General features: G+C 35.6%; 15 protein-coding genes and 2 tRNA genes. 9 read left to right on the top strand and 8 right to left on the bottom strand.

What is annotated here, in order from left to right; translation table 11 throughout:
* Nucleotides 1-2 precede the first annotated feature (2 nt).
* The 8 genes from HM987_RS17975 to HM987_RS17940 all read left to right on the top strand — a co-directional run bounded on the left by HM987_RS17975 (nt 3) and on the right by HM987_RS17940 (nt 6,568).
* The gene (locus HM987_RS17975; protein WP_179009384.1) at nt 3-1,130 is read left to right on the top strand and encodes an NAD(P)/FAD-dependent oxidoreductase; all 1,128 of its coding nucleotides are present in this window, start codon (nt 3-5) and stop codon (nt 1,128-1,130) included.
* Nucleotides 1,127-1,837, top strand: coding sequence for a methyltransferase domain-containing protein (locus HM987_RS17970; RefSeq protein WP_179009383.1), 711 nt, complete (start codon nt 1,127-1,129; stop codon nt 1,835-1,837). The genes HM987_RS17975 and HM987_RS17970 overlap by 4 nt, the downstream gene beginning before the upstream one ends.
* A complete protein-coding gene (locus tag HM987_RS17965) occupies nt 1,838-2,890 on the top strand; it encodes a type III polyketide synthase (RefSeq protein ID WP_179009382.1) in 1,053 nt (350 codons plus the stop codon).
* A gap of 138 nt (nt 2,891-3,028) precedes the next feature.
* Nucleotides 3,029-3,466, top strand: coding sequence for a 3-hydroxyacyl-ACP dehydratase FabZ family protein (locus HM987_RS17960; protein ID WP_179009381.1), 438 nt, complete (start codon nt 3,029-3,031; stop codon nt 3,464-3,466).
* 328 nt (nt 3,467-3,794) lie between these two features.
* A complete protein-coding gene (locus HM987_RS17955; protein WP_179009380.1) occupies nt 3,795-4,109 on the top strand; it encodes a GIY-YIG nuclease family protein in 315 nt (104 codons plus the stop codon).
* Between the two features lie 165 nt (nt 4,110-4,274).
* Nucleotides 4,275-5,555, top strand: coding sequence for a beta-ketoacyl-[acyl-carrier-protein] synthase family protein (locus HM987_RS17950; protein ID WP_179009379.1), 1,281 nt, complete (start codon nt 4,275-4,277; stop codon nt 5,553-5,555).
* A gap of 201 nt (nt 5,556-5,756) precedes the next feature.
* Nucleotides 5,757-6,008, top strand: a complete 252-nt coding sequence (locus HM987_RS17945) for an acyl carrier protein (RefSeq protein WP_179010146.1) — start codon at nt 5,757-5,759, stop codon at nt 6,006-6,008.
* Nucleotides 6,008-6,568 (top strand): 4'-phosphopantetheinyl transferase superfamily protein, encoded by a 561-nt coding sequence (locus HM987_RS17940; RefSeq protein ID WP_179009378.1) that lies wholly within the window; start codon nt 6,008-6,010, stop codon nt 6,566-6,568. The genes HM987_RS17945 and HM987_RS17940 overlap by 1 nt, the downstream gene beginning before the upstream one ends.
* A 54-nt stretch (nt 6,569-6,622) precedes the next feature.
* On the opposite strand, the gene HM987_RS17935 is transcribed toward HM987_RS17940, so the two are convergent.
* The 6 genes from HM987_RS17935 to HM987_RS17910 form a co-directional block, all read right to left on the bottom strand.
* Complete coding sequence (locus tag HM987_RS17935; protein ID WP_179009377.1) at nt 6,623-8,035, bottom strand: RtcB family protein; 1,413 nt, start codon at nt 8,033-8,035, stop codon at nt 6,623-6,625.
* Between the two features lie 547 nt (nt 8,036-8,582).
* A complete protein-coding gene (locus HM987_RS17930; RefSeq protein WP_179009376.1) occupies nt 8,583-9,683 on the bottom strand; it encodes a slipin family protein in 1,101 nt (366 codons plus the stop codon).
* 572 nt (nt 9,684-10,255) lie between these two features.
* Nucleotides 10,256-10,317 (bottom strand) — tRNA-OTHER (locus tag HM987_RS17925).
* A gap of 169 nt (nt 10,318-10,486) precedes the next feature.
* Nucleotides 10,487-10,570 (bottom strand) — tRNA-Tyr (locus HM987_RS17920).
* 238 nt (nt 10,571-10,808) lie between these two features.
* Nucleotides 10,809-11,339 (bottom strand): hypothetical protein, encoded by a 531-nt coding sequence (locus tag HM987_RS17915; protein ID WP_179009375.1) that lies wholly within the window; start codon nt 11,337-11,339, stop codon nt 10,809-10,811.
* A gap of 428 nt (nt 11,340-11,767) precedes the next feature.
* Nucleotides 11,768-12,373 carry a hypothetical protein gene (locus HM987_RS17910; RefSeq protein WP_179009374.1) on the bottom strand — a complete coding sequence of 202 codons (606 nt, stop codon included), beginning with the start codon at nt 12,371-12,373 and terminating at the stop codon, nt 11,768-11,770.
* A 93-nt stretch (nt 12,374-12,466) separates the two neighbouring features.
* Here HM987_RS17910 and HM987_RS19725 point away from each other — a divergent pair, with 93 nt between their 5' ends.
* Nucleotides 12,467-14,200: a WYL domain-containing protein gene (locus HM987_RS19725; RefSeq protein WP_179009373.1), complete on the top strand. Its 1,734-nt coding sequence runs from the start codon at nt 12,467-12,469 to the stop codon at nt 14,198-14,200.
* Here the strand turns inward: HM987_RS19725 and HM987_RS17900 are convergent.
* On the bottom strand, nt 14,183-15,097 hold the full coding sequence (locus HM987_RS17900) for an ABC transporter ATP-binding protein (protein WP_179009372.1): 915 nt from the start codon (nt 15,095-15,097) through the stop codon (nt 14,183-14,185). The two genes, HM987_RS19725 and HM987_RS17900, sit on opposite strands and share 18 nt — an antisense overlap.
* Before the next feature lie 104 nt (nt 15,098-15,201).
* A complete protein-coding gene (locus HM987_RS17895; protein WP_179009371.1) occupies nt 15,202-17,679 on the bottom strand; it encodes an FG-GAP-like repeat-containing protein in 2,478 nt (825 codons plus the stop codon).
* Between the last annotated feature and the right edge of the window lie 9 nt (nt 17,680-17,688).

The following is a 17,688-nucleotide window of genomic DNA, read 5'->3' as shown; positions in this document are numbered from 1 at the left end:
CAATGAACAAATTCGATGTGATTATTATTGGAGGAGGCTTAGCAGGATTAACAAGCGCCATCCATTTATCAAAAGAAAAGTTCAATGTATTACTTATAGAAAAAAACGCGTATCCAAGGCACAAAGTGTGCGGTGAATATGTATCAAATGAAGTCTTACCATATTTAAATTATCTCGGTTTCGATCCTTTTGAATTTGGCGCAAAACAAATTTCAAAGTTCGAATTAACCACACATAATAACAAAAGTGTTTCTTCGAATTTACCACTAGGTGGTTTTGGGATGAGCCGATATGAAATGGATTTTCAATTGTATCAACTCGCACTTAGAAGTGGAGCTGAAGTGTTTCAAGATTCAGTGAGTGATGTGATTTTCGAAAAAGATAACTTTCAAGTAGAAACAAAATCACAACAACGATTTCATGCAAAAATTGTGATTGGCGCTTATGGCAAGCGTTCAAATTTAGATGTACAATTCAACCGAAAATTTATTAAAAAAAAGTCGCCGTATTTAGGGGTTAAAATTCATGTGTCAGGAAATTTCCCTGAAGATAAGGTCGCTTTGCATAATTTTAAAGGTGGCTATTGCGGCGTTTCCAAAGTGGAAAACAATCATATCAACCTTTGCTATATTACTAATTTTAAGGCTTTCAAAAAACATAAGGCTATTGAAACATTTCAAGACGAAGTGCTTTTTAAAAATTCAGAATTGAGATCAATTTTCGAGAACTCAAAACCAGAATTCGAAAACCCGTTAACCATAAGTCAGATTTCATTCGAAACTAAAAAGCCTGTTGAAAACCATATCATTATGTGCGGAGATACGGCAGGTATGATTCATCCGTTGTGCGGAAACGGTATGGGAATGGCAATTAGAAGCGCGCAATTAGCATCAGAGTTGATTATTGATTATCTTCATGAAAAAATTGCATCACGTCAAACGTTAGAAAACCAGTACACCAAACGTTGGAAAAAAACATTCGGTCTACGCTTAAAAGCAGGACATAGCATCGCCTATTTATTTCGGCAAGATTGGTTAGCACCAAAACTTTTAACGGTTTTACACTGGTTTCCGTTCTTGATGCCACAAATTATAAAAATGACCCACGGAAAACCTATGACTGCTAAATGAACCTATTTATAAACACCACTTATCGGAGTAATAAAACTGAACTCATGGACGATTTCACCATGAAAGGTGAGTTGTTGCGAGACACCTTAGATAAGTTAGGACGTATAAATAAATGGCTTGGTGGTAATCGTATTAGTATTAAAGGTATTGATGCGCTATTAAAAGGGCGACCTAAAACACAGACCTATACCATAGTAGATTTAGGTTGTGGTCATGGAGACATATTAAGATTGGTAGCTGATTTTGGTAGAAAAAACGGCTATAATTTCAAGTTAATAGGAATAGATGCTAACCAAGACACGGTTGATTACGCCAATGAATTATCCGCAAGTTATCCGGAATTATCCTTTAAAAATGAAGATATATTTTCTGAAAAATTTCAAGAAAAGGAATGCGACATTGTTTTAGCAACGCTTTTTTTACATCATTTTAAGGAAGAGGAAATTCTAAGATTATTATCAAATCTTTCAGATAAGGCAAGTATTGGCATCGTTGTAAATGATTTGCATCGTAGTGAAATTGCCTATGGTTTATTTAAACTATTAGGGATGGTTATTTCAAATTATATGATAAAACAAGATGGGCTGACCTCTATTCTTCGCGCTTTTAAACGTGAGGATTTAGAACGTATGTCAGAAACATTAAAACTCAAATCACAAATCAGTTGGAAATGGGCTTTCCGTTACCAATGGTTAATTAAAACTTAGATGTCAGTAAAGATAACAGCAGTTGCAAAACAACTCCCAAAATATACTAGGGAAACAAAGGATATCTTGCCTTTCGTAGAACTATGGTTAGAAGGCCAAGAGGAACGTTTTAAACGAAAAGTCCTAAAGATTTTCGAAAATGCTGCGGTTGATAGACGGTATTCTATCATGAATCCGGAAGAGGTCTTTTTAAAAACATCTTTTGAAGAAAAGAATGAGATTTACACAAAAGAATCCATAAAATTAGCGGAAGCAAGTCTGCTCAAAGCTTTAGATAAAGCCAGTTTGAAAGCCACTGATATTGACTACATCATCACCGTAAGTTGCACAGGCATTATGATTCCTTCATTAGATGCCTACCTGATAAACAACTTAAAAATGAAACAAGATATCGTGCGTTTGCCAGTTACCGAAATGGGTTGTGCGGCAGGCGTATCTGGAATATTATATGCCAAGAATTTTTTAAAAGCTAATCCGAACAAACGTGCTGCAGTCATTGCTGTAGAGTCGCCAACCGCAACCTTTCAGCTCGATGATTATTCGATGGTCAATATCGTCAGTGCTGCTATCTTTGGCGATGGTTGTGCCAGTGTCATTTTATCGTCTTACGAAGATGAAAAAGGTCCTGAAATTAAGGACGAAGCCATGTACCATTTCTTTGATGCCGAGCACATGATGGGTTTTAAATTGAAAAACACAGGATTACAAATGGTTTTAGACCAAACCGTACCACAAACCATTGCCGATCATTTTCCTAAGATTATCCATCCATTTTTAGAACGAAATGGATTGACCATAGAAGATATTGACCATTTAGTTTTTCATCCTGGAGGCAAAAAAATAGTACAAACGGTTGAAGATTTATTTGGCGATTTAGGCAAGAATATAGAGGACACAAAGGAAGTTTTAAGACTATACGGAAACATGAGCAGTGCCACGGTTTTGTACGTGTTAGAGCGTTTTATGGATAGGAATTTACCGAAAGGGGACAAAGGGATCATGCTCAGTTTTGGACCTGGTTTTTCGGCGCAGCGTATTTTATTGGAATGGTAATATGAATTAATACAGTAGAGATTTAAGTCATCCTAAATGGAGTGGTAAAATGTTTAGAGAATTTTAATTAGACTCTAGACCTTTCAGGTTTTATCCCGAAGCGTCGGGACTGAAAGGTCTGAAACATGAAGCATATATATGAATAAAGAAAACATCATAGAACTTTTACCCTATCAAAAACCATTTTTGTTTGTTGATGGTATCGATACGGTTTCAGAACATGGAATCACAGGACACTATACATTTAAAAAAGACGAATCATTTTATAAAGGTCATTTTAAAGACCACCCAATAACACCAGGTGTCATTTTAACCGAATGTATGGCTCAAATCGGTTTGGTTTGTTTAGGAATATATTTATTGAAAGATGAATTAAATGAAAGCATAAAACCGCAAATAGCATTAACATCCCATCAAATTGATTTTTATTTACCTGTTTTGCCAAATGAAAAAGTAACGGTAATTTCTGAAAAAGAAGTTTTTCGGTTTAATAAGTTGAAGTGTAAAGTGAAGTTATTCAATGAAAAAGACGAATTGGTTTGTAGAGGTTTTATATCTGGAATGATGAAAATTTGAAATAAAAGGTAATTGTGATGGGGCTTAGACAGGCTCAGACTGACAACACAGAATTCGATTGGCTATTATATATGAACAAAATTCATAATTTAAAAATTATCGCAATTAAGACCTTTATGTCACACTGAGCTTGTCGAAGTGTCGAAGTGCATTTTTAAAGAAGTAACAAAAAGATAATTGAGATGAGTCTTCGACAGGCTCAGACAGACAGCGCGGATTTCGATTGGCTGATAAATATAAATAGAAAATTTTAATTTAAAAATTATTGCAATTAAGACCTTTGTGTCACGCTGAGCTTGTCGAAGTGTTGAAATATAACTTTATACAAATGAAACAATACTATACCTATATATTACTTTGCTCTGATGGTACTTATTACACAGGTATGACCAACGATATAGAGCGAAGATTAATACAGCACAAATCTGGATATAGAAAAGACAGTTATACGGCTTCGAGACTCCCAATAGAATTGAAGTGGTACGTGGAATGTACCAATCCGTCAGAAGCCATAAGGATTGAAAAACAAATAAAAGGTTGGTCACGTAGAAAAAAGGAGGCACTCATTAATGAAAATTGGGATGATTTGGTTGCATTTTCTAAGAATTACAAAGAATTTGGAAATCAAATTAACGGAGAATAGTCCTCTACAGGCTCAGACGGACATTATAATTCATTTGTCATTTTAATAAGTCTCAAATTTTGATTATAAAATGAAAACAACTAGAATATATATGTCACACTGAGCTTGCCTGACCCGAACGCAGTCGAAGTGTTTATTAATGTACCAACTCTATTAAATATTAACATGAAAAAAAGAGTAGTCATAACAGGTTTAGGAGTCGTATCACCAAACGGCGTTGGAATAACCGATTTCACGGAGGCCTTAAAACAAGGTAAATCGGGAATCACGTTTCATCAACAGTTAAAAGACTTAAACTTCTCTTGTCAAATAGGTGGCATTCCACAAATTTCAGACGAAAAAAAATCAAAATATTTTACCGATTTACAATTGCGCGGATTCAATAGTTCAGGCATACTTTATGGTTGTATCGCAGGCATTGACGCATGGAAAGATGCTGGTTTTGAAATGAATCCTGAAAGTGAACTCGATTACGACACAGGGTTAATTTTCGGAACAGGAACCTCTGGAATTGAGAAATTCAGAGAAGCCATTTACAGTTTGGATGAAGGCAATGTACGCCGTTTAGGAAGCACAGTCGTTTTACAAACCATGGCGAGTGGAGTCAGCGCTTACTTAAGCGGTATGTTGGGTTTGGGTAATCAAGTCACTACCAATTCATCGGCATGTTCCACGGGAACTGAAGCTGTGATAATGGGTTATGACCGTATTTCTAACGGAAAAGCCAAATGCATGTTAGTTGGCAGTTGTAGCGACCATGGACCCTATATTTGGGGAGGATTCGATGCCATGCGAGTGATGACCTACAAGCACAATGACGCACCCGAAAAAGGTTCAAGACCAATGAGCGCATCGGCAAGCGGATTTGTACCAGGAAGTGGCGCAGGAGCTTTAGTTTTGGAATCCTTGGAAAGCGCTTTAGAGCGTGGCGCAACCATTTACGCTGAGGTTTTGGGCGGCGAAATCAATTCTGGTGGTCAGCGACAAGGCGGAACTTTAACTGCACCAAATGCTGAAGCCGTTCAACGTTGTATTACACATGCGATTACCAATTCGGGAATAGCGTCTAAAGCTATTGATGTTATTAATGGCCATTTAACGGCAACCTCAAAAGACAGCCTAGAAATTGAAAATTGGACTAAGAGTTTACATAGAAGCGGAGCGGATTTTCCGTATATAAATTCCACCAAATCCATGATTGGCCATTGTTTGGCTGCCGCAGGAGCAATTGAATGCGTGGCAAGCATCATACAACTTAAAGAACAATTTGTTGCGCCTAACATCAATTGTGACGACTTACATCCCGAAATAGAAGCGCTGGTAAGTTTAGATAAAATTCCAACTCAAAAAGTAGATTTTAAATTTGAAGTGATGGCAAAAGCGAGTTTTGGTTTTGGCGATGTGAATGCTTGTGTAGTGTTTAGGACGTTTAAAAAGAAACCTTAACATGTGTTTTTTTTCTGAAGCATGAAGAAAAAAACGTTTCGAGATGGTTTAGTAAAAACGGTTCTCGATACAATTTTCAATTTTTAAGAAAATGAAAATCACTCGAACGGACGTTTGGTTATTCATTTATAGCGTAACTTTACATAACAAAAATTAGGATCAAGTTTAATTAATAAGAATTCCAATTTCTCGGAAATGAATATGACAAACGAAGCATTAATCCCAAAGTTAAAAACCATCATCGCGCCTTATATCCAAGATGAGGAAGCGTTTAAAAATCTGACCGTGGATACCGATTTTGTGAAGGACTTAAAAATCAATTCCGCCAATTTGGTGGATATTATTCTTGATATCGAAGATGAATTCGATATAAGATTGGAAAATGAGGATATGGAAAAAATGCTCGATGTAAAATCTGCCATAGCGATTATAAATACGAAATTAAAAGCCTAATGGTTGGCAACGACATTGTTGATTTGGAGGAAGCTAAACGAGCGTCCAATTGGCAGCGCCCTCGTTTTTTGAATAAATTATTCGCGCCAAAAGAACAGCAACTAATTCATAGTTCTGAAAACCCCTTTTTTATGGTGTGGAGACTTTGGAGCATGAAAGAAGCGGCATATAAACTTTACACCCAACAAAACCCAAGTCGATTTTACAACCCGAAAGGTTTTGAATGCCAAATAAAAAATGAAGAAGGCAGTGTAAGATTTAAAGATTTTGATTGCCTAATTAAAACTCAAATCACTTCAAAATATATCCTGTCTGAAGCACGATTATTAGACTTTAAAATGACCTCAAAAGTTATTGATTTTGAAGAGCGCAATCCAAACATTCAAAGTGAAGTTACAAAAGCAGCTTTATTGAATGAATTCTCAAAAACCTACCAGATTTCGGTAGACGATTTAAAAATTGAAAAATCTGAATTTGGTATACCGACTGTTGTTTTTAATACTGAAAAATTTCAGGTTAGTTGGAGTCATCATGGTGGTTTTGGGGCTTATGTGGTTTAATGAAATAGACCTGTCAGGTTTTTGAAACCTGACAGGTCTGAATTTTCAAAGAAACTACCTTCTCTTTTTAGAATTCTTACGTTTATCTTGACGTCTTTTGTTTTTCCAAGGCGCATTCTTCTGCCAATCGCCAGCCATAATACATCCATAAGGCATCACTTCGTCAATCACTTTACCTAAACCAAATTCATCCATTTGCGTTCTAACGGCTTTGGCGTTTTTATAAGCAGATGGTAATTCGGTAATGTCAATTTCCTTAGAAAAGAACCGAACATCCAATCCTCGCGTTTCTTCTTTAAAGATTTGCATCGTAGAACCCGTTTTGCTTTTTCTATGTTGCGTTCTGCTCACGTTTCTACCTGCGCCATGTGGTGCGAAACCTAAATTGGTATTTGTGGTAGCGCCTTCAACGATTAAAACAGGTTCGCTCATATTCAAAGGAATCAATCGTGGGCCTGTAATATCTGGCATAAACTTCGCATCCAAAGGTGTCGCACCTTTAGCGTGGTAAAACAAATCACCATCCTTAAAAACGAAGTTATGCTCGTTCCAGTATCTATTTTCAATAGAAATCTCTAAAGTTTCAGCAACAGAATTATGCAATACTTCGTGATTGGTTTTTGTCCAATCCCTGATAATTTGAAGCGCCTCCCAATAAGATTGTCCCTCATCAGTTTCAAAAGGAATCCAAGCATTTTGCTTTTTGGTATCTGGCGATAATTCCTTTCTAAACCGTTCGGCAATTTTCATTCCTTTGGTGTACAGTCTTGCACCTGGACCTCTTGACCCATGATGTGTGACCAACATGGTGTTCCCCGTTTTTTTGGACGTACCAACAAACAAGAAATGGTTGCCATCACCTTGGGTTCCTAAATGAGACCTAGCAATTTGAATCATGTTGCCATCATTCAAGAAATAGTTAGATTCAAAAGCTTCTAATAGTTCCTTCGGAAATCTAAACTGTGAATCTCTATCGCGTCCACCAGGACCAAAATGGGTGTTGGCATGTGCGGCATCTAAAATGTCTTTAGGGTCTGCTTTCCCGAAATCAGTCAACATCACCGAACAGCAAATATCTGCGCTGTGCATTCCTGGATGAATGGCGTTTTTAGCTACTGCAACGCCACCAACTGGAATTGTTCCGTCTGGCCCAGCCGGACAAGCATCTGGCATAATGGCGCCATCAACTAATGTTGGTGTTTTCATTAAGGTTTGCATGGAATTAATCACCTTATCAACATTATCAATTTCCTCTTCATTTTCTGCTTTGATATTGATAGAAAAGTCAATAGGTGTTTTGTGCAATGTTATTGGGTCCGGCGATTTAAATTGCTCTAAATAGGTTTCCATTTCTTTTCCTTCCAATTTATTTTCGTTGATATGAGCAATGGCTTCTTTCATCCATTTACCTTGTCTGTAGCCTAAGGCTTTTAAATCGTGACCTGTTATTTTTGTTTTCATATTCATTGCCCACGAAAGTGGGTATCTTTTTAAGTTAATATTTATTCAATTCATAAGATTCCGCATCACACTTCGACTTCGCTCAGTGGGACAGTGCGGAATGACAGTAAACTTTCAAATACACTACAAATATGACAGTGTATTGCGCAATGTTTTTGCGCAGTTAAATATACTTATCATAATTAGACCTTGTAGGTATGGGTTTTTTCTTTCTGTTCATTTTGTCTTGATACAAAACGAACCAAAAAATCACAATCAAAATATAGGAAATTGCTAAAGCAACATTCACTTTCGGCACTCCGTGCTTGAAGCTGCGCTTCGCATCTACATGCCTTCGTTCATTATTTCTGAATTTTGATGATCAATTTTTCAAATTGATTCGGGACTCGCATTTTTGTATTGTTTCTTGCTTATCCTAACAACTTTGAATATTGATTTGCTTTTATTGGTCTCGCGTAAGCGATTGCAGCATTGTTGGAGCTCCTCGAAGAGAGCGACTGCGGAAAGCGCGACCCTCTGGAGCTTTTCAGCGGAAGAGGGTGACGCCATAACCTTACTTATTCACAGAAAAAATGTCTTTTAACTGTTCAATAACATTACCGTTTCCAGCAACTGTAATTTCGCCAATTTTATCAGCAATTTTCTCTACGTATTCCATCTCTTTTAATTTAAACAACATGCTGTTGTCTTCCATTAATTTTGCGGTATTTAACAAACTTCGTGTAGACGCTGTTTCTTCTCGTCTTGTGACCACATTAGCTTGTGCTTTTTTATTGGCAATCAATACTTGGTTCATGATGTCTTTCATATCACCTGGTAAGATCACATCTCTAATACCTGTATGTAATACGTTTACACCCAATTTGCTAGCTTGTGCTTTTACATCGCTTAAAACGGCGCCTGCAATAGTTTCCTTTTGCTCTAGCAATTCGTCTAAGGTATAGCCACCAACAAATGCTCTCAATGCTAACTGTAAGATAATATACAATTGCTTTTCGTAATCTTTATTGTGCATTAATGCCGTCTCAATAGCTGTGACTTTATATTGTGCATAGAAGTTAATACGAACGGTCGCTTTATCTTTGGTCAACAATTCTTGACCAGCAATTTCTAATTGCAATTGACGCATATCGGCTTTTGTGATTTTAATGGTTTGTTCGTTTTTCCAGAAATGGTAAGTCCCATGTTCTAAAATTTTAACGAACTCGTCATCAACAATCATAATTGCTTTTTCGAAAGCGGCAACTTCAAAAATTCTAATGTATTGACGCAATTGCATATTGCTGAACAAAGCTTTGCTAACGTTTTCTGTAATTTCGATTTTACTTAAATCTACAGTCACAAATTTGTAGTCTATTAAATCTTTCCAGAAGGTGTAACGGCCAGCTTTTAATACGCATTTAAAGTTGTTGTTTTCGTAAAGCAAAACAATTTCGTTATCATTTACCTCTACAACATGCAACATGTTTGCCAACGTCTCATCTTTGAGCAAGATTTCTAATGCTTTTGGCGCACTGAAAGCTTGTGATAAGTCGTATTTTAAGACTTGCTCTCTAAAGTTTATCCAATGTTTTCCAGCTGTGATTACACGAGCGTAATTACCATTTTTAAACACTAAACCTACTGTACCTGCATGAATTCTTACTCTATACATGATTTCTAATTTTTTTTCTATCCCAGAATAGCTTTTTGGTAATCCTGACCTTTCCGAAGGAAAGATGAATAGAATGATTAATAATTTATTTATAATAGAATTCTCCTCGTGAGAATGACTATTCAAAAGATCCCGCTTTTCAGCGGGATTAGTTTAACTATTATTTTTGAATTCGTCTTGATGGACTTTTCAAAAAAAGTTTCACTAACAACGCGAAAGAAAACCATCTTTTCAACTACGGAAATACTTGCGATTGAAAGTGGTTTAAGCATTGTTTTGTAAGACGATTTATCAATTTAGATTTACTTCAACCGCAAATCTTTTTTGACAAATGAATCTTTAAAAGAACACTCAAAGCAGCTTAAAATTCTGCTGTATGTCAAGGTGTTTTCTAGACTGCAAAAAACAAATTCATGCCCTTGCCAGTTTTAATTCACTTTGTTTTTGCCATTTTAAAGTGTGACGCACTTGGTGGTCTTTTTTAAAAGTTGACCTTCTTTATTAATGGATTATTAATCCATTTCAATTCAACATTAAAAGTGTTGTGCATTGCCGCTCTGCCACCACATTTCTGTGGGAAGGATTCGAACCTTCGTATTTGAAAATCTATTGTTCTAACCTACTGAACTATCACGCATAAAGCGTGAGTGGGAATCGAACCCACGACCGATAGAGTCGAGATCATTTATTTGGTCAAATGATCGAAAACCTCCAAGTCAAGTTGAACATAAAAACCTCATACCAAACGGTAAGGATCAATGCAATGGTGCCATGCAGAAACACCGAACAAGACTTGCTTGATGTGGAAGCAGTAGGACTCGAACCTACGCGTTCATTATGAAATCAGATTTACAGTCTGACGAGCCAACCAATTGCTCAATGCTTCCAATTTTGTCTGAGAAGCAGTCCCGAAACTTCGGGAGAACCTGCAACCTCTCGCATCCAAAGCGAGTAAACAGCCAATCGTTATCTTCCCAGTTATCTATTTTAAAGAACTTTTGTTAAGCTCCGCCAGCTTCCTCGTCTGGCGGAGCACTACTTAAAAAAGTCTGATTCCAAAGACTTCTTTCTTAACTACCGTACAAATATTTTACGCTGTTGCGCAATGTTTTTGCGCAGTAAATTTTATTTTTTCTTTTTCTTCTTTTTTTTGCTTTTTGATTTTTTCTTCTTTGGTTTCATTTTGTTTTTAACTCTAGAGATTTCTGAGTTGACATGATTGATGAATCCATCGTTATAACCAAAACGCTTCGCTTCTTTAAATGCTTTTATCGCCTTTTTATAAGCCTGAAGATTTTCGAAAAGTTGCCCTTGGACTAAGTGAACCGAACCTTTGTTTAAGCCTTTTACGGTAAAGGCGAAGTCAATTAGTTTTTGGGCTTCCTCATAATCTTCGTTCCAGATGAGTACCAAAATGTATTTTGAATACACTTTTTGAAAATCCATTTTGTTCGCCAAAGCTTCAGCATAATACTGCTTGGCTTTTTCAAAATCGCCAAATTGTTCGGCTTGCAAACGGCCCATTAAGTACAAAGCGTAAGCATTGTTAGCTTCGTAGGATAAGGCATAGTTTAGATTTTCTACGGTTTCTTCTAAATCGTATGGATAAGCATCTATGGCTTTAAGCACGTAATTGTTTAATAAATTCGTGTCCATTGTTCTATGTTTTGTTTCCTGATTTTCAGGATTTAATTAATTTTATAATTCAATTTTGAGATTCTTCGCTACGCTCTGAATGACAAATGAATTGAGTTTGTATAACTGTTTTTGGAAATGTGTTTAGCAGGTTTGCTAAATTCGAGATCCTGAAATAAATTCAGGATAAAAAAAATCCGAAACAGTTTTTAATTTGCTTCGGATTTCTCATTTATAAATTTGAAAAGTTTATCTAACGATAATCACGAAGCATCACAAAAGGCAGAATTCCTTTTGGATCGTTTTGATATGTTATAAATAAACTCATGGTTTTTAGATTTAATTCGACTTCCTTTTCTGTGGAATCAGTGCAAATATTTAGATTAATTTTTGAATTTTCAAAATTTATTTTTTCAATTTCTGAAAAATTGAGCCCTTAATACGAAGTATTAACTTTTTTTGAAAAAAGCAAATATTTTTTGAATTAAGGTTTCTTTTTTTTGTTTTTCAACTTCTTTTGTTGTCTTTTTTTGAGACTGATTTTCGATTTGAACAGGTGTCTCTAGGTACTCTATTTTCTTTTTTATTGAATCAAATTTTGAAAGGGCTTTTAAAGTGTTTTGAGCCAATTCTTTCGATTTTAAATTAAGAAGATTTAGGTCATTTCCTAAATAGCTTTGATATTCGTATCCTTCAAAATTATAATAAAGACCATAAAAATCCCATAGAATTAAACATTCAAAATCATTATCATTTATAATGCTCAAAATAGATTCAATTATCTCTTCAGGTTTGTTCGAATCTATTATTTTTTTGCAATTCTTTTCGAGTTTGATAGTTTCAAATTCTTTTTCGTTAAATATTTTTTTGGCAATTTCTAATAACCTTTTCGTTGCATCGTTTTCTTTGAAATTAATTGACACAATTTCAAATATTACAGACTTGCTAGATAAATTAGAATCTAAATATTCCGAATTATATAGCCATTGTTCAAAATCTAATATCGAAATATTTTGAACTAAGGCATCAATTATTTTAAGTTTTAATGATTCCATTACTCTAAATTTTAAACGAATTTGAAAAGCCTATACGCAATCTTTTTGCGCACTAAAAAAATTGTCAATATTTTAGAGAAATTATTTTCCACTATGGCAGTAAACAAAAACGCATTAATAAGATATAAAACCATTGATAAATGTCTTCAGAATAACTTTAGGCAATGGACCCTCAACGATTTAATTGAGGCTGTTTCTGATGCACTTTATGAGTATGAAGGTAAAGATATTGATGTAAGTAAAAGAACGGTTCAACTCGACCTACAAATGATGCGAAGTGACAAGTTGGGTTATAATGCGCCAATTGTGGTTTATGATCGTAAGTTTTATAAGTATGAGGATGCGGATTATAGTATTACCAATAGCCCAATTTCCAATCAGGATTTAACCAAACTATCTGAGGCCGTTTCGTTTTTGAAACAGTTTCAAGGGTTTTCCCATTTTTCAGAATTGGGTAGTATGGTTCAAAAATTGGAAGATCATGTTTATACGCAGAAAACACATGAGAAATCTTTAATAGACTTTGAAAAAAACGATAATTTAAAAGGACTGGAATATTTAGATCAACTATATCAGTTTATACTTAGAAAAGAAGCTATAGAAATAACTTATCAATCGTTTAAAGCACGAAAGGAAAGCACGTTTGTATTCCATGGTTATTTATTGAAAGAGTTTAGAAACAGATGGTTTTTAATTGGCAAAAGACGAAAAAATGAAGGCATTATGAATTTGGCTTTAGACCGCATCATAGCTGTTGAAAAGAGTGAGCAACCTTATATTTTGGACCCTAACTTTAACTCTGATAACTTTTATAACAATGCGATCGGCGTTTCTGTGAGTCCGACGTTGGAGCCAGAAAAAGTCCTTCTCTATGTCAACCATAAACAAGCACCATATGTGTTAACGAAACCCTTTCATCATTCACAAAAGCAGATAAGTAGAGACCATTATGGTGTGACTATTTCTTTAGATGTTCAATTAAATTTTGAATTGGAAAAAGAAATTTTGGGTTTAGGTGAAGGCATTAAAGTCATTGCGCCAGAACGCTTAAGACGAAACGTAAAAGAAAGATTATACGATGCCGTTGATGTTTACGAAACTGAGATTAATGATAAAAGTCTAAGAACTATTGCAAAGCGATTGGAGTATAAAGGTTTTGGAATTTTAAATCATGTATATTCAAAACGTGATATTAGGAAACTAAAATCTAAGTTTGATGCTTATTTTAAGGCTCATAATGAACAAACTTTTGGGATGCGCGAAGTGTTGATTAAAATGCCAGAATTAAAAGAGATTTTATTCAACAAGAATTTTAAAAAACTCATAAAATCAATAAACAAGAATGCATTTTTAACCAAAGCCATTTATTTTGATAAATCGCCCAAGGATAATTGGTACGTCACTTGGCATCAAGATGTGCCAATTAATATTTTAGAGAAAATTGAATCGAAAGGGTTTTCGTCTTGGACTAACAAAAAAGGAGTCATAAGTGTACGTCCACCAGAAGAAATTTCTAAAAACACATTTTCAATGCGTATTCATTTAGACGATACAACTTCTAAAAATGGTGCCTTAAAAGTAATTCCAGGTTCTCATAATAAACAACTGAGTACACAAGAAATTAAATTAATTAGTACTAATTCTATTCCTTTTGTGAGTGAAGTTGCTTCCGGAGGTGTTCAATTATTAAAACCATTAGTGTTACATGCTTCTTCTGAAACAACCGTTCAAAAAAGGCGTCGTGTATTGCATTTAGAGTTTTCTTCCATCGAACTACCTAATGGTTTAAGTTATGCCGAAAGGGAAAATTTATTTATTAATTTTTAAGAAAATTTCTTGACTAGGTTGAATTTGTTTTGAATGTTCAATAAAAAGAGATTCCGAATCATGTTCAGCTTCAATTAACCAAGAATTTCCATTAAAATAAGAGGTTTTTACAGTGGCTTTTAAATCCGATTTTTCAACAATTTTTATCTGATTGGCATATACAATACCAAAAGGAGCAATGACATTAAACTCTCCGAAAAAAGAAGCAATTATTGGTAATTTAGGATTTCTGTAAACATGTTGGGGTGTGTCTTTAGCTATGATTTTTGACTGATGAATGACCAAGAGTTGATCTGCAAACCCGAGGACATCATTTCTATCGTGCGTGGCAACGATGCACGAAATTTTATTGTCTTTTAGGTATTTAAAAACACTACGTCTGAGTGATTGCTTTTTAAAATTATCGATATGGCTAAATGGCTCGTCTAGTAATAAAATTTCGGGTTCTTTAGCTAAAGCTCTTGCAATGGCTACACGTTGTTTTTGCCCACCACTTAGCAGTTTTACTTTGGTGTTGGAGAAAGCTTCAAGCTCTACGACTTTTATAAGTTCATTGGTGCGTCTTTCTTTTTCCTCTGGATAAAAACGAGACAAATGTTTTCCTATGTTTTCTGCAACGGAAGTGACAGGCATGAGATCAAATTCTTGGGTTACGTATTTCATAAAATCGTAACCAACAACGAGGTTATATTTTGGGCCTAGGATTTCTTGATCTTTCCAAAAAATGCGTCCTTGTTTTAAATCGTATTCGCCATAAATCAACTTTAACAAAGTGCTTTTTCCAGAGCCGCTTTCCCCAATAATGGCAAGGTTTTCTCCAGCTTTAACTTCAAAGTCAATAGCTTTTAAAACCTTGGTCTTAGTATACCCAAAACTGACGTTATTTACTTGCAGCATAATGCAAAGATATGCGTTTCAAGGAAGAATTGTAATAAAAAAACCATCCCGATTTTAATCAGGACGGTTTATATTATTTCTGTCAATTTTGTGGACGCAGGAGTCTATTTCTTTATAAACTTTCGTTTCATAATTTTTCCTTCAGATTCCAATCTTAAAAAGTAAACGCCACTTGTTAAATATGAAACATCAATAGTAGTTGATTTCAGTTTTAGGTTAAGCACACGTTTTCCATTTAAATCAAAAATTGTAGCTATTTTATTAATGATATCGGCTGACGTTTTTATTGTAAGTTCATCCTCAACAGGGTTAGGGTAAACAGAAAGATCCGCCAAAGTTTCGTCAATAACACTTAATGCAGATCCTTCTACAATAGTATGTGTTGTATTAATTGCTGGATTAGAAATATAGTCTACAATTCCAGAAGGCCAATAAATTGTCATGCTAGTAATGCTGGTATCCGTACCAATTCCAAAATGCGTATTTAATGAACTCATGAACTCAAAGCCTTCACCACTTCTGACGTCTCTAATTTGGATTCCCGATGGTGTAAGGATTTCGACTCTAGCTCCAATACCATTAATATTACTAACAGTTCCGACCGTGTTGATTTTAATCCAATTATTAGTATTGGTGTTGTTGATGTGTATATTGCCACTTCTAAAAACATCTAAAAAGCCATCGTTATTTGCATCTCCAATAGCTCCACTCGGTGGCATATTGGAGGCGTAATTTGAAAAGGTAAAATCGCCATTATTAAACAAAACATCGCCATTGGATAGAATATCCACATAGCCATCATTATCAAAATCCGCTGGTGCATTTTCTGTACCCATATTAGCAGCTAATACACCTGAGCCAGCAGTGACATCTGTAAACGTACCATCACCATTATTACGCATAAGTTTAGAATCGCCATTAGTATCATTGCTTGCACCAACATAAACATCCATATCACCATCATTGTCAAAATCTCCCCAAGCGGAAGACCAAGTCTGTACATTGTCGCCTAAATTAGAAGCGTTGTTATGGCCATCACTTGGATAAGTAGTGTTGTACCATCCCGTATCTGCCACATTTACAAAAATGCCGTTGCCATCATTTCTCCAAAGTTCGTTGGTACTAATGGTTGTAGATCCACCTCGACATTTGGCAATAAACATGTCCATATCACGATCATTATCATAGTCAATCCAAACCGTACCGTAGTTTCCACCACCAGGAGTTAGCCCTAACCCGTTTGGAACAATACCTGGACTTCGCCCTTGATAAAAAGTCAAATTACCAGAACCATCATTAATGAAATATACGTTTGCCTGAACATCGTGGCAAACAAAAGCATCCAAATTTCCATCATTATTGATATCCACAAAATTAGTTCGTTGAGAGAATATGTCCTCAGAACCCGATATTTCCGTATATCCAGTACCTGTTTCATTGGCTTTCATAAATGTTACTCCGCTTGTTGAACCGTATACTAGATCATTATAGCCATTTTTATCAAAATCTCCTGCGGCCAAACTCCATGTAGGCAAATTATCTGCTGGACTTGTGGTAATATTTACAGCATTATAACCACCTGTAGCTAGCTGGTAATGTACATTTATATTCGTTGAGCTCACAGAAACCACATCATCTAAAAAATCGCCGTTAAGATCCACTAAAGCAATGTCATAGCTTCCTGTTGTATTTATAGAATTTGCCGTAAACGTTACCGGATATCCAGATAAATCGGTACCTGTTGTAATACTTATGGTTTTCCAAAGACTAAAGCCTTCTGATCCACAAACTGCCCTAACATAGATTGTATAGTCTGTTTCTTGAGCCAAACTAGAAAAAGTATAAGTGGTATTACTGGTGGTTGTTCCTGAGGCTGGTGCATTTTCTGAAGCTAGGCGGATAGCGACTTGCCAAGAGGTTTCTGAACTTCCGATAGTCCAAGTGGCTTGTGCACTATTGGCATTAACGTTACTAGCTATTAAATTAAGTACACTAGGACATGCTGGCGGTTCTGAAGAACTAATGTTTGGCGCGTCCATACAAAATCCCCATCCATAAGTCTCGTTATCATTATAAAAAATTCGATACTTGAAGTTTTGCAACTGATTAGTGGTAAATGCCGAAATAGATAATAAGTCACTAGTAAAAGTAGTACGCGTTCTGGTGCAGAAATCTGACCCAAAATTAGAATTTGCTGCAATTGCTTCTCCCCAATTTGTCCATTGGCTGGTATCAGCATCCCAGTACTGTAACCTAAACTCCTCAGCACCAAAAATTCTGTAGACATATTGAAAAGCAACACTAATTTCTGTTTCATCTGTATTGAATGCGGCTGAGAGATCTACAATGGGTGATTCAACAGCTACAGTATTGTCTGAAGTACCTCCAGCATCGTCATCATCAAACGAAAAGGAGGAAGAGCCTCCAATTACTGTTGGGTTTTCGTATAGGTAAGTCGCGTTGTAAGTACCTGAAAGGCTCCAATTTTCGTTAGGCCAGTTTGCAGATTGGTTTAATACTTGTGCATGTGCATAAAAGCAAAACAAAGTAAAAAGCAATGTAATTAGTAGAGTTTTTTTCATGTTTAATTA

The organism is Winogradskyella forsetii, assembly GCF_013394595.1.
Taxonomy (GTDB): Bacteria; Bacteroidota; Bacteroidia; order Flavobacteriales; family Flavobacteriaceae; genus Winogradskyella; species Winogradskyella forsetii.
This window is presented reverse-complemented; position numbering and strand designations above follow the sequence as displayed.

Coding starts and splice junctions, on each gene's coding strand:
- HM987_RS17895 (WP_179009371.1), bottom strand. CDS start 17,679: ATGAAAAAAACTCTACTAATTACATTGCTTTTTACTTTGTTTTGCTTT.
- HM987_RS17955 (WP_179009380.1), top strand. CDS start 3,795: ATGAAACAATACTATACCTATATATTACTTTGCTCTGATGGTACTTAT.
- HM987_RS17930 (WP_179009376.1), bottom strand. CDS start 9,683: ATGTATAGAGTAAGAATTCATGCAGGTACAGTAGGTTTAGTGTTTAAA.
- HM987_RS17965 (WP_179009382.1), top strand. CDS start 1,838: ATGTCAGTAAAGATAACAGCAGTTGCAAAACAACTCCCAAAATATACT.
- HM987_RS17950 (WP_179009379.1), top strand. CDS start 4,275: ATGAAAAAAAGAGTAGTCATAACAGGTTTAGGAGTCGTATCACCAAAC.
- HM987_RS17970 (WP_179009383.1), top strand. CDS start 1,127: ATGAACCTATTTATAAACACCACTTATCGGAGTAATAAAACTGAACTC.
- HM987_RS17975 (WP_179009384.1), top strand. CDS start 3: ATGAACAAATTCGATGTGATTATTATTGGAGGAGGCTTAGCAGGATTA.
- HM987_RS17935 (WP_179009377.1), bottom strand. CDS start 8,035: ATGAATATGAAAACAAAAATAACAGGTCACGATTTAAAAGCCTTAGGC.
- HM987_RS17960 (WP_179009381.1), top strand. CDS start 3,029: ATGAATAAAGAAAACATCATAGAACTTTTACCCTATCAAAAACCATTT.
- HM987_RS17940 (WP_179009378.1), top strand. CDS start 6,008: ATGGTTGGCAACGACATTGTTGATTTGGAGGAAGCTAAACGAGCGTCC.
- HM987_RS17900 (WP_179009372.1), bottom strand. CDS start 15,097: ATGCTGCAAGTAAATAACGTCAGTTTTGGGTATACTAAGACCAAGGTT.
- HM987_RS17945 (WP_179010146.1), top strand. CDS start 5,757: ATGACAAACGAAGCATTAATCCCAAAGTTAAAAACCATCATCGCGCCT.
- HM987_RS17910 (WP_179009374.1), bottom strand. CDS start 12,373: ATGGAATCATTAAAACTTAAAATAATTGATGCCTTAGTTCAAAATATT.
- HM987_RS19725 (WP_179009373.1), top strand. CDS start 12,467: ATGGCAGTAAACAAAAACGCATTAATAAGATATAAAACCATTGATAAA.
- HM987_RS17915 (WP_179009375.1), bottom strand. CDS start 11,339: ATGGACACGAATTTATTAAACAATTACGTGCTTAAAGCCATAGATGCT.